The organism is Haloglycomyces albus DSM 45210 (assembly GCF_000527155.1).
GTDB lineage: Bacteria > Actinomycetota > Actinomycetes > Mycobacteriales > Micromonosporaceae > Haloglycomyces > Haloglycomyces albus.
Genome location: NZ_AZUQ01000001.1, coordinates 1,128,065 through 1,140,755 on the forward strand (window position 1 = coordinate 1,128,065; position 12,691 = coordinate 1,140,755).

Here is a 12,691-nt window from a genome sequence, read left to right on the forward strand (position 1 = left end):
GGATTCAGATGTTTCTGACACTGAGACTCGAGCCCCGTCGCCCCTAGACGACAGCGATACCCTCAACATGGGAGAGACGGTCCCGTCGATCACGGGAACCACGCACTCCGACGCTCGCGATCGCCCGTCGCGCGCCCATTCCCTCACGATTGCCCACACCATGCCAACAAAGGATCTCAGTAATGCGAGTGCTCATCGACCTGACCCTGTCGTTTCCGCCGATCATCTTCACCGTCGGCATGGGGGTGCTGCTCGTCTATTGGGTCTTGGTATTGCTGGGCGTTTTCGACATCGACGCCATCGGCCCCTCGAACTCCGCAGGAAGCGACGGGTTTCCCTCGTCGCTGGGTTTCGGAATCGTTCCGACCCCCATCATCGTCAGCCTGTGGATATTGATCGCGTGGCTCGTCACTCTCTTGGGGTCGATGTGGCTGCGTCCGTCCAGCGGAACCGCTCTGTGGTCGGCCGTCGCCGGTTCGGCCGTGCTGTTGGCCGGGTTGGGACTCGGTATTTTGATCACCAAGCTGGTAGCCCTGCCGCTGTCCGAGATCTTTCTCAATCCGCCGTTGATCGCGCGGCATGATTTGGTGGGACGCAATTGCATCGTCACGACCGAATCGGTCTCCACCGTTTTCGGGCAGGGCGAAATCCCCGACGACGGGGGCACGTCTCACGCGGTCAACATCCGCCGCACGGAACACGAGCCTTCGCATGTCCGCGACGAACAGTTCAAACGCGGTGCCACCGTAGTCATTTTCGACTACGACGAGGCGTCCGATACCTTCTCGGTGATACCAGCGGAGGTCGGATTAGTCGGTGTTTGAGCCGTATCCGTGCAGGAGGGCGGACAACGTCGCCTCCTTCAACAGCGTGACGATGTCCCGGGCGGAAACCTGTTCGCCCACCGCCTGGTAAGGAGTGGAGTTCATCAGACCGAACGCTCCGTGCGCGAGCACGCGGGCTTCCTCCGGTTTCATCCCGATATGCAGATCCACCAGGACGTTCACCCACTGTTCCACGTATTCGCGCTGAAGTTTACGGACTTCCCGGCGCGTGGATTCGGGCAAGCGGTCCAATTCCTGGAGGTGCACGATGATGATTTCGGGTGATTCGACGGCAAAGGAGACGTGGTAGTCCACCAGGGCCTCCAAGGTCTGACGCGGATCTCGATCCGCCGTGGAGACGCACCGCTTACCGCCGTCCAGCATGCGTTCGCTGACCGGTACCAACGCTTCGGCCAGCATCTGTTCCTTGCCGTCCTTGAAGTGGTGGTACAGAGCGGGACCGGTAATGTTCGCCGCGGCACCGATGTCGTCCATCGACACCCCGTAGTATCCGTGCTGAGCGAACAGTCGCACCGCCACGTCAAGTATTTCGCGCCGGCGACGAGACCCGTTGCGGCGACCGATACGATCCTCTTCCATTCAGTACAGACTACCCGTTTCAACCTTTGAGAGAATGCCACGGTCACGATGCCGGTGCTGGCAGAGACGCACACGAGGGGTCAATGTCGGTGACTCCATCCACCAACCCGGGATGTGAACAGTATTTGCGTTACCGCATTACCATGGACGGATGAGCATCACATGTCCCAAATGCACCGGCGCCATGCGCCAGATCGAACGCAACGGTATCGTCATCGACCTCTGTGTGGAGTGCCGCGGTATTTTTCTCGACCGGGGAGAACTCGAGCACCTGCTGGACAACGAACAGAAGGCTCAAGGGTTCGCACCCGAACCGGTCGACATGGGCAAAGACGACTTCAAGGACAAGGGCAAGGACAAGAAGCGTAAGAAGAAGAGCTCAAAACGCGAAGGAGTTCTCGACTGGATTCTCGACTTCTAAAAATATCCCCGGTCGCGCACAAGTGCGTTCTTGCTCGTGCGCGACCGGGGATATTTCGTTCAATACGGATCCAACTACGGTCTCAGCGTAGCCACGCCCGACCGACTCCATCTCTGGCGCAGTCTCAGCGATTGGTCGGACGCGCCCGTGATCGCTGCCGAATACGGTCTAGGACGACACCGCGGACCAGTTATTGCGGCACAGGCAGAAGGGATGACCGACCGGGTCGGTGTACACCTTCCAGCCAAAGCCGCTGTCTGCGACGAAACTCTTATGGAACGTCGCACCGAGATCGATCACACGACGATGCTCCGGCTCAAACTCATCGACTTCAAAGTCAATGTGGAACTGTTTGGGGTGCTCATCATCGGGCCAGCTGGGGCGATGGTATTCGTCCACGCGATAGAACGCCAGCTCCATGTCCCCAATCCGGATGCTGGCCCAAAAGTCGTCACTGCGCTCGACGATCTCGAAGCCGGTCACCTTGGAATAGAAGGTCGCCAGCTTCATCGGGTCCGGGCAGTCGATGATGAAATCGGTCAATTGCAACATACGTCGATCGTGGCACGGGCACGGCGGAGCCGCAATTGATTTTTCAGCGGCGCAACGAACCCGATTCCACGTTCCCCCAACGTATAAAACCCGTGCGACACTAAGAACCGGAGCAACACGATCCAGCACATTGATACGCGCAACGCCGTCCTCGAAATCATGAACATCGGCACCTCAAGCGAGGTTCAATATAGACCGTGCGAGAACGCAAGCAGCCAAAAAGGAGTCACCTAACGAATGACGGGACGATTGACGTGACAACCAAAACGAACCCCACCGCGATCAACCCGGCCGCGTGGCTACTCATCGTGTGGTCGGCAGCGTTCGGTGGACTCAGCGTTATCTGGGCCTCCGGCGGAACCTGGCTAGTGGATAAAGTATCCCCCGGACTACAGCAAATGGCGGACGACCCCGTCTGGTGGTTCATCCTCCTTCTGTGGGGCACAGCGGTAGTCAAGTTCGGATACGGAGTCTGGGCGCTCGCGATCACGAGGCCCTGGGGACGAGTCTTCCCGCGTTGGCTTCTTCTGTTCGGCGGTTGGACGGTCGGCCCACTGACGCTGGCCTATGGTTCTGTGCAGTTCGCACTGGCCTATCCCGTCTATATCGGTAAAACGGAATATCCGGACGCCCCTGACCCCGAGACGCTCTGGTGGTATGTCTTCGTCTGGGACCCGATTTGGATTGTCGGAGGTGCGTTGACGATCGCCGCGGTTGTCACCTATCAACTTCAGAGCCGCCGGAAAACCGAGCCCGAACAATAAGCGGCGCGAAGCGCGTTATGCCCCAGTAGACCTGTCTGCGCTGCCAAAAGAGCGCTGCCATCACTCCATCCCCAGGGACGAGCCAACCGGCGAGCCGCTAACAACGCGCCATAGGCGCGTGTGCAGCGGCGGTAGAGCTGACTGTGTCTCCTAAAGAGCTCAACCGCCGCACAGGTCCCACGGATATACCAACTGGCGAGCTTCGAACGAAGTGGAGAAGCGGTAGAGCTGGAGAAGAGCTCAGGTTGTTCCAGGTGCTGCAGATTTGCGCGAGGAGGATTCGTCGCGACCTTCAGGTCGTGAGAATCCCCCACAGCGTAAATATGGAGTGCCTGGGGCAAGCTGAGCGGTCACCTAAAATCGTTAGAGGCGCTGGCGTCGATCTCTTGCGCTCGGCCGGATCCGCGCGCGGCGGGTACTTCCAGAGCCGGGGCCTCGTCGCCCATCCAGTAGTCTCCGCTGGTCTCGTAGGTGTTGATGTGCATGCGGGGAATACACGTCGGGTGCTCTTCGACGATCCAACGAATGATGTGTTCGCGTGTCTCGCAGCGCAGGTCCCATTGGTTGGAGGGGCTGTCGGCCGACACCAGGATCCGCAGCTGCATGTACGGGCCGACCGAGTGTAGGACGATGATGCCGCATTTTCGTCCGTCCCACTTAGGGTTGTCCTCCAGGAATCGGCGCAGTTCGACTCGGGCGTCGTCCACCGGCAGGCGCCAGTCCACGTCCATCCGGATGGTTCCCAGAACCTGGGGATTGTTGCGTGTCCAGTTGACGTAGCTGTTTTCTTTGAAGTGTTGGCTGGGAAGCACGAGGCGGCGTTCGTCCCAGATCCGGACGACGACGTATGACAGCGTGATCTCCTCGACCGTTCCCCATTCACCTTGGATGACCACGACGTCTTGGAGCCGCAACGCGTCGCCGAAGGCCAGTGAGAGGCCCGCGAAGACGTTCGACAGCATCGTCTGGGCCGCCAGCGCGGCGACGACACCGGCAAGACCGGCACCGGCCAGCAGCGACGTTCCCAGAACTTTCAGGGATTCGACGTTCATCAGGATGATCCCGGCCGCTACCAGCCAGATGGCCGACGACAGCAGGCGGTATACGACGGTGATCTGAGTGCGTCGCTTGCGTCCGTTGATGTCACCTTGTTGTAGTGAACCCCAACGGCGCTGTACGGGGGCACGCATGACCGAGAGGAGATTGGAGATAAGCCAGGCACCACAGGCGACGGTGACGAACAGGAGGATGTTCGCCAGTCGGGGATTCCATCCTTCGGCGGTACCGTCGTCGGCCAGGGAGTAGCCCCAGCCTTCCTTGTGTTTCTGCACCGCCAGGAGGATCTGGACACCGCCGGTGGCCGCCAGGACCTGGGCAGGACGAAGCGCCTTGGCGATCACCAGGGACCGAGTTTCCGAGTGGTGTCGGTGCAAAAGCCACTTGATGATCAACCGAAGCAGGCTGACCACAACGGCGGAACCGATTGCGACGACGACAATCCACATCCAAGGTTCTATCGTGGGCATAACTCCAGAATAGCGACTGCGACCCGGTCGATACGAGACCGGGTCGCATTGACGTCTGAACTGTGAGGCTATGCGCTGCTATTCCACTGTGACTGATTTGGCGAGGTTGCGTGGCTGGTCAATGTCGTGCCCCAAGGCTCCGGCGTACTCCACGGCCAGGTATTGCAGGGGTATGGCCGTCAGGATGGGGGCCAACAAGGTCGGGGCCTGTGGTACGTAGACGGTGTGGTCGGCGTGCGAGGCGGTCACGTCGTCTCCCTCTTCGGCAATCGCGATCAGTTGCGCCCCACGCGCTTTGACTTCTTGCATATTGGAAATCATCTTATCGTGCAGGACCGAGCGACCGGCCGGAGACGGCACCAGTGCCACTACCGGTGTGCCGCTTTCAATAAGCGAAATCGGCCCGTGTTTGAGTTCACCGGCCGCGAAGCCTTCGGCATGGATGTAGGCCAGTTCCTTGAGTTTCAGGGCACCTTCCAGGGCGACGGGATAGCCGACGTGACGCCCGATGAAGAGCACCCGCTGATGCGCGGCGATGTGCTGGGCAAGATTGCGTATGCTCTCGCCGTTGCCGACGACCGATTCGATCTTGTCGGGCATCGCCTTCAATGACTCGACGACCGCGGCGACTTCGTCGGAGTACATGACTCCGCGCCGTTGCGCGATGTGCAGCGCGACCACGTAACACGCGGCGGCCTGAGTGAGGAAGGCCTTGGTCGAGGCCACGGCGACCTCGATGCCCGCCCGGGTGTAGACGACCGCGTCGGACTCACGGGGAATGCTGGAGCCGACCGTATTGCTGATCGACAGAATCCGAGCGTTTTGGGTGCGGGCGTGACGAACGGCCATCAGCGTATCCATCGTCTCGCCCGACTGCGAAATGGCCACGACCAGGGTGGAGCGGTCTAGAACGGGGTCGCGGTAGCGGAATTCGCTGGCCAGTTCCACTTCACAGGGAATGCGAGTCCAGTGTTCCAAGGCGTACTTGGTGACCAGTCCCGCGTGATACGACGTGCCGCAGGCGATGATGAAGACCTTGTTGATGTCACGGAATTCCTGTTCGGACAGACGTACTTCATCGAGTGCGATGTGGCCGTGCTGATCGATACGACCGCGCAGCGTGTCGGCTACGGCGGTGGGTTGCTGGTGGATCTCCTTCATCATGAACGTGTCGTAGCCGTCCTTTTCGGCGGCGTTGATGTCCCAGTCGACCGAGTAGGGCTTGCCGTCCACGGCGGCACCATCGAGATCGTGGAGGGCGATTCCCTCGGGGGAGATGGTGACGATCTGGTCTTGACCCAATTCGACCGCCTCGGACGTGTGCGAAATGAAGGCGGCGACGTCGGAGGCAAGGAAGTACTCCCCGTCGGCGACCCCGGCGACGAGCGGCGAATTACGCCGCGCCCCTACGATCACCTCGGGCTGGTCGGCGGCCACCGCCAGGAAGGTGAACGCTCCTTCCAGCCGTTGACAGAGGCGGCGCATGGCGGCGGTGAGGTCACCGTCCTTGGCGTATTCCAATCCCAACAGGTGTGCGGCCACCTCGGTGTCGGTCTGCGAGTTGAATTCGACCCCGGTGTTGGTCAATTCGCTGCGCAGCTGACTGAAATTCTCAATGATTCCATTGTGAACCAAACTGATGCGGCCGTCCTGCGACGTGTGCGGGTGGGCATTGTCGTCGGAGGGGACTCCGTGCGTGGCCCACCGGGTGTGACCGATCGCGGCCGTCGGTGTTGCCGCTCCCCGATCGGAGGCCTCCAATTCCGCCTCCAAATTAACCAATTTGCCGGACTTCTTCCACACGTCGATCCCCGTCGGACCGGTCGCGGCGATGCCCGCCGAGTCGTAGCCGCGATATTCCAGACGACGCAATCCCTCCAGCGCGATGGACAGAGCGTCCTTGGGACCCGTGTAACCGATGATTCCGCACATGGTTTCAGCCTAACTAGTATCGATCAAATATTTTGCTCAATCCTACGTACTATAATCACGTATCATGTTCGATTGTGACGTACATAATATCAAGCAATCTATAGATCGATGAACTCAGTTATATCGTCTATCCGATACCGGGCAGTCGGTCCCTCAGCGGACGACCATGTGCCGCATCGTTCCGTCCTCCCCCGCATAACTGACCACGACTGATCCTCCGTTGGACCGCAATCGGGCACTGTGGCACCAGTCCGGTGCGGCACCTTCCGCGCTCAAGTCCATGTGTTCGGCCTCGCCGGAACGGATCTGCCACAGGGTGCACCGAGGTGAGTTCTGATTGTTGGACCGATCGGTGGCGACCACCGTGCTCCCGTCGGCGAGCGCGGTCACCCATCCGCGCGCCAGTTCCGTGTCGGTGGGGGTGAGCCCCATCGGCAGGCTTTCCTTCGACACGAGGCTGCCGGTGGTGGCTTCGAAGACGCGCACTCCCATCTCCGTGTTTCCCGACGGGCTGTTGTAGCACTCGGCGATCTGTATCGTCTGGTCGTCGCGTGTGGCGTGGTCGCCGTCTGCTTGGTTGTTGTCGGAGGCGGCCGCCATGGCCGCCGAGTGCTGTTCGAGGTTGTTGAGGTGAAGGGTACCGCCGCAGGCGGAGGTATGGGTGCTGCCGAAGTGCTGTTCATCGAGGCGCCATTGCAGAGTCCCGTCGGCGATGGAGACGGCCTCCAGCTGATGGCCGAAGCGGCGTGCGGAGTAGGGCCCGTCGGTGACACGGACTTCGCGGCGAGCGTTGAGGACCACGTGGGTGGCGGTGGTGACGAAGTTGGTCTCGTCGACTCGGCGGTCCGGGTCGACCTGGTAATTCCAGTCCTGTTCGCCGCTGTCGGCCGCGATACCGAAGACGTATGAGGCGGCTTGGCGGCGGTCGGGGGCCGGGGCGCAGTCGGCCAGTGCGACGACGGTGTCTTTTTGTAGGGCGTAGTCCAGTCCCCGGCAGTTTTGGGCCAGGCTGCGTGACCATAGTTCTTGACCGCGGTCGTCCACTGCGGTGAGGTGAGTGGTTTCGGGGGAGGAATAGTCGGCGAATACGAAGGTGTCGGAGTCGTAGGCGGTGAGTTCGCCGGGGTCGTAGTCGAGCACGACTTCATTGCGCAGACTGCCGGTGGTCATGTCGAGGGCTCTGACTCCGTACGTGTCGGCGTTGTCGATGCGACGTCCGGCCATGGCGACCTGGGTTTTGTCGGCGTTGAACACCGGCCCGGGGTTCATGATCCAGTTCCAGCGCCGGTAGTACCAATGGGTATCGCCGGTCTCGGGGTTGATGAGGGTGAGGGCTTGTGGGGTACGGCCGTCGTCGGGGTCGTCGATGCGGAGGAGGCCGCTGGGGGTGGAGACGTATTCGTCGATGTCGGCGGAGAGGAAGTCGACCTCCGACATCGATCCAACCGAGGCCGGAGTGGGACTGGAGTTGTGCTGTTTTTCGGTGTTGGCGATTTCGGCCCATTGGTGCATGGCGGGGATGAGGGCGATGGAGGTGATTCCGACCGAGGCGAGGGCGATGGCTCCGACTTTGATTCGGGTGGGGCGTTCGGCGGGCATCCGGGCACCGCCGTAGCCGTCCACCACGAATTCCGCGAGCACGATCAGGCAGGAGCCGACGATTCCGAAGGCATAGGCCAGCATGGCGATGCCCTCCCGGTGGGTGATGAACGATCCGGGTCCCGCGGTGGGTATCGAGTGGTACACAAGCCAGCCGGAACCGGCTGCCAGCAGGGCCGTCAGGAGTCCCACGAGGATCACGCGCGCCCCTTGGTACGCCACGGCCGCCGAGATCGTGGTTCCTACGAGGAGGAAGGCGAGAACCACGCCGATGACGGCTCCGGGTCCGCCGGTGCCGCCGCTGACCGTTTCGGTGAAGGTGGAGAACGCCAGGATGACCACCCAGGCGATGAGGGCGGTCATGCCGATGGCCCGCATGAGTTGGTAGGCGGTGATGCGACTGTGATTGGCGGCGGGTGGTTCGGAGTCGGTTTGTCGACTCTGGGCCAGGTTGCGCGTGGTGATGGGTGTGGGCCGTACGGGTGCGCGGCGGGCTCGGTCGTTGCGGCCGCCGTTTGAGGGCGAGGCGTTCTCGGACATAACCCCGTTTGTACCGCTCGTAGAGTCCGGTATTGCGAATTTACTCAAGTCCGGAGGCGTTTCTGTGACCAATGCCCGTGGTCACAAATAAGCTGAATATCAATCGTGTAATTTCAGGTATTCGACACTCGACGGGTTCTCCGTACGCGTGGTTTCCGCATCCGCTCCCGCCCCAGAATCCAGACGGCCTGGACCCCGTCGCGCCACGAGATCTTCTTTCCGTCCGCCCGACTGCGCGCCTTATAGGATATCGGCACTTCATAGGGGCGGATACCGCTGCGCAATACCTTCGCGGTCAGTTCGGCCTCCATGCCGAACCCCTGGGAGACGACGGTCAAATCCAGATACAGCCGACGCGGCAACAGCTTATAACAGGTCTCCAGGTCGGAGAGGTACGAGTTGAACAGCATGTTGGCCGCCAGGGTGATTCCCTTATTGCCCAAGACGTACCAGAAACTGTAGGCCGAATGCGGGCCGAACGACCGCGAGCCGTAGACCACCGAGGCCTTACCGTGCAGTACCGGCCGTACGAGGCGCACCAGATCGGCGGCTTCATACTCCCCGTCGGCGTCGTATACGACTATGTACTCCCCCGACGCCGCCTTCGCCGCCGTGCGAATCGCCGCGCCCTTACCGCGATTGCCCTGATGACGCCGCAGCACCACCCGTTCGTCATCGCTCAGAGACTGCAGTAGCGCCCAACTGTGATCCCGCGACCCGTCATCGACGACCACCACCTCGGTTTCGCAGGGGAAGTCCACCGCCAACAATTCCTTCAGTGCCCGCATCAGACGGTGCTGCTCATTGAATACAGGCACCAAAATGGACAAATACACGGCTCAAGCCTCTCCGAGTCGTCGAATATGTCGTTCACCTCACACTGTAGCGATGAAGCGTTCAATTGGAAATACCGCGAACGAGCGGCGTCACTCCCCGGCGACGCACCCCCTCACATCGGCAATTCAGGTGTGTCCGGTGGGGCTTAACATAGAACGTCACCGTTATCCGGTTCAATGGAACCGTGCTACTGATGCTGTGGCCGATCGCGGGACTCCTGGTACTCGCTTGGGCCGTCCGACCGACTGACCGCAATCCGACAATCGCCCCGCTGCGTCTAGCAATCGTGCGCGCCGCACTCATCCTGGGAACCGTCGCCGTCGTCAGCGTGGAAACCCTCTCGATATTCCACGCCCTCAACACCGCGGGAATCGTCGGCATCTGGGCACTCACCACCATCGGAATCGTACTCGCCGCCACAGCACGCTACCGACACGACACCGAACCGCTCGCCTCCCGCACCTGGCGGCGCGTCACCGCCACCGCAGCGGCCGCCACCACCGGACAATGGGCCACCGCAGGCATCATCGCCATCATCGGCCTCAGCGTGGCCCTCCTCGTCGTCATCGGCCACCCCAACAACTTCGACAGCCAGACCTACCACCTGCCCCGCATCGAACACTGGGTACAAAACGGCACCGTCGACCCCTTCGCCACCCGCATCCACCGTCAGATCGACATCGCCCCGGGAGCCGAATACCTCCTCACCCACCTACGCCTCATCAGCGGAGGCGACTCCGCCTACCTGGGCCTCCAATTCCTCGCCGGAGCCGGATGCCTCGCCGCCGCCTCCCGACTCACCGCGCAACTGGGCGGCAATCACCTCGCCCAGCTGGCCACCGTCTTCTTCCTCGCCACGACCCCCGAAGTCATCCTGCAGGCCTCCAGCACCCAAGTCGACCTGGTCACCGCCGCCTGGGTGGCCTCCGTCGCCACCATCGCCCTCAACGACCCCCTCCCCCGCCTCGCCGCCCGATCCCACGAATCCCAACTCGACGTGGTGTACCTGGGAATGGCCGTCGGACTCACCGCCCTCACCAAAACCTCCGGCCTCATCGCCGCCGGAGTGTTCTGCCTGTGGTGGCTCCTGCGCCGCCTCCACCGCCACCACGACCACGCCCCACCATGCCTGTGCCGCCGCGACAACGAATGCACCCGGTCGACCGAACGGCGCGGTGCGACAGCGATCCGCACACTCGCCGCGAGCGGCGCGGTCGTGCTCATCGCCTTCACCATCGTCGGCCCCTTCCTGGGACGCATGCAATCCACCTTCGGAAATCCCCTCGGACCCGACGTCCTCACCTCCTCGATCGGAACCGGCGCCCACGACCCACGTCTGCTCAGCGTCAACCTCCTCAAAATCGCTCACACCGCACTCGACACGCCACTGCCGCCACTCTCGGATCTCGGATCGCAGGGAGTGGAAGGCTATGCCGATGCCATAGGGGTCGACGTCAACGACCCCGCCATCACCTTCCCGGGAACGGCCTTCCCCGTCGACGCCTGGTACCCCGACCAAGACCGGGCGGCCTTCCCCATCACCGGATACGCGGCGCTCGCCGGATTCGTCTACTGTCTCGTCCGAGCACGCGCCCGATCCCGACCGCGACCGGCACCGTCACGCACCGTCTACGCGCTGGCGATCGCCCTGATCGTCCTCGGTTTCGCCGCCACCGTGGCCTGGCAGCCCTGGATCAACCGCCTGCTGCTGTTCATCGTCGTACTGGCGGCCCCGATGGCGGGGCTGCTGGCGGCGGCTCTGGTGGAGAAGGCCGCCGCCTTGAGTTCGACACTGCGACGACTGCGCGGACAACGAGGAGGTCAACGTCATCGCGTACGGCTCCACACCGTTGCCGTCTGGGGCGTCGTCGCGACGGTGTCCGGCTTGGCGGCTCTCGCCGGAATCCTCACCACCACCTACGGCTACCCGCATCGACTCGCCGGTTCGGGTTCGGTCCTGACCGTCTCGGAAACCGAAGAGCGCTTTCTGCGGCGAGCGGCCTGGCAGGCCCCGTACGAAAGCACCGCCGAAGCCGTGGCCGTATATCTCAATACCGACGCGCCGACCGCACACGTCGGACTGGTGCAGAGTAACGACTCCTGGGAATACCCCTGGTGGTTCCTGCTGCGCGAGGAACTCGACGACCCCGATCGGCTACGCCTCCACGCACTCCAATCCGACATTCCCGATCACTCCCCTGCCGCCGCCGAGGACATGGACGCCATCGTGTGCGCCGAAGATCTCGTCACCTGTCGGGACCTGGTGCCTCCCGGCTGGGATTGGAAACGGCACGGCATCGTCGCCTATGCCCTGCCGGGCTCCGACGAGGACGACGGTGAGACCTCGTCGGGCTGAGCAGACCACTCCCGTACGAGTCCGCTACAGGTCCCGGCTAAGCTGGGGGCGTGTTGTTGAGTGACGGAGACATTGCGGAGGCTTTGAAGGACGGACGACTCGGGCTGGAGCCGTACGAACCCGAACTGATTCAGCCGTCCAGTATCGACGTACGCCTCGATCGTCGCTTTCGGGTCTTCAACAATCAGAAGTACACCCACATCGACCCCGCCGAACGCCAAGACGACCTGACCACCGAGGTCACCGTGGAGTCCGGCGAACCGTTCGTGCTGCACCCCGGCGAGTTCGTCCTCGCCTCCACCGTCGAGGTGGTCTCGGTGTCGGACTCCTTGGCCGCACGGCTGGAAGGGAAATCCTCTCTGGGGCGCCTCGGCCTCCTCACCCACTCGACGGCCGGATTCATCGACCCCGGCTTTTCCGGTCACGTCACCCTGGAACTGTCGAACGTGGCGAACCTACCCATGACTCTGTGGCCCGGAATGAAGATCGGCCAGCTGTGCGTCTTCCAACTGACCACCCCGGCGCAATACCCCTACGGCTCGGGGGCGAGCGGATCGCGTTACTGGGGACAGCGGGGACCGACCCCGTCGAAATCGTGGCAGAACTGGAAAACCTGGGAGATTTGAACCGTCGGTTCCAACGGACACGGAACCGCTGAATACATACCCAGGACTCAACAAGTCGTGTAAAAGTGACGCGAATGCTCTGATTTCCGCATGACGTGGCCTTCTGTGTCTTAG

At 62.1% G+C, this 12,691-nt stretch carries 10 protein-coding genes and 1 pseudogene; 5 read left to right on the top strand and 6 right to left on the bottom strand.

Annotated elements, in window-relative coordinates; genetic code table 11:
• The first annotated feature begins 182 nt into the window (after positions 1-182).
• Positions 183-824 (top strand): hypothetical protein, encoded by a 642-nt coding sequence (locus HALAL_RS0105295; RefSeq protein ID WP_025273004.1) that lies wholly within the window; start codon positions 183-185, stop codon positions 822-824.
• Here HALAL_RS0105295 and HALAL_RS0105300 read toward each other — a convergent pair.
• Positions 810-1,424 (bottom strand): TetR/AcrR family transcriptional regulator, encoded by a 615-nt coding sequence (locus HALAL_RS0105300; protein WP_025273005.1) that lies wholly within the window; start codon positions 1,422-1,424, stop codon positions 810-812. The genes HALAL_RS0105295 and HALAL_RS0105300 overlap by 15 nt on opposite strands.
• A 151-nt stretch (positions 1,425-1,575) precedes the next feature.
• Here HALAL_RS0105300 and HALAL_RS19265 point away from each other — a divergent pair.
• Positions 1,576-1,699, top strand: a pseudogene (locus HALAL_RS19265) (TFIIB-type zinc ribbon-containing protein); the annotation flags it as partial.
• Between the two features lie 314 nt (positions 1,700-2,013).
• Here HALAL_RS19265 and HALAL_RS0105310 read toward each other — a convergent pair.
• Entirely contained in the window at positions 2,014-2,397 is a 384-nt protein-coding gene (locus HALAL_RS0105310; RefSeq protein ID WP_025273007.1) for a VOC family protein, read from the bottom strand.
• A 254-nt stretch (positions 2,398-2,651) separates the two neighbouring features.
• On the opposite strand from HALAL_RS0105310, the gene HALAL_RS16595 reads away from it, so the two are divergent.
• Entirely contained in the window at positions 2,652-3,161 is a 510-nt protein-coding gene (locus HALAL_RS16595) for a DUF3995 domain-containing protein (RefSeq protein ID WP_025273008.1), read from the top strand.
• Positions 3,162-3,511: 350 nt separating this feature from the next.
• On the opposite strand, the gene HALAL_RS0105320 is transcribed toward HALAL_RS16595, so the two are convergent.
• From HALAL_RS0105320 to HALAL_RS0105335, 4 genes are all read right to left on the bottom strand, one after another.
• Complete coding sequence (locus tag HALAL_RS0105320; protein WP_084471869.1) at positions 3,512-4,687, bottom strand: mechanosensitive ion channel family protein; 1,176 nt, start codon at positions 4,685-4,687, stop codon at positions 3,512-3,514.
• Between the two features lie 78 nt (positions 4,688-4,765).
• On the bottom strand, positions 4,766-6,619 hold the full coding sequence (gene glmS, locus HALAL_RS0105325; RefSeq protein WP_025273010.1) for a glutamine--fructose-6-phosphate transaminase (isomerizing): 1,854 nt from the start codon (positions 6,617-6,619) through the stop codon (positions 4,766-4,768).
• 153 nt (positions 6,620-6,772) lie between these two features.
• On the bottom strand, positions 6,773-8,758 hold the full coding sequence (locus tag HALAL_RS0105330; RefSeq protein ID WP_025273011.1) for a PQQ-binding-like beta-propeller repeat protein: 1,986 nt from the start codon (positions 8,756-8,758) through the stop codon (positions 6,773-6,775).
• 113 nt (positions 8,759-8,871) lie between these two features.
• On the bottom strand, positions 8,872-9,594 hold the full coding sequence (locus HALAL_RS0105335) for a glycosyltransferase family 2 protein (protein ID WP_025273012.1): 723 nt from the start codon (positions 9,592-9,594) through the stop codon (positions 8,872-8,874).
• Positions 9,595-9,779: 185 nt separating this feature from the next.
• Here HALAL_RS0105335 and HALAL_RS0105340 point away from each other — a divergent pair, with 185 nt between their 5' ends.
• The gene (locus HALAL_RS0105340) at positions 9,780-11,951 is read left to right on the top strand and encodes a hypothetical protein (protein ID WP_156937615.1); all 2,172 of its coding nucleotides are present in this window, start codon (positions 9,780-9,782) and stop codon (positions 11,949-11,951) included.
• A 50-nt stretch (positions 11,952-12,001) separates the two neighbouring features.
• On the top strand, positions 12,002-12,577 hold the full coding sequence (gene dcd / locus HALAL_RS0105345; protein ID WP_025273014.1) for a dCTP deaminase: 576 nt from the start codon (positions 12,002-12,004) through the stop codon (positions 12,575-12,577).
• Positions 12,578-12,691 lie beyond the last annotated feature (114 nt).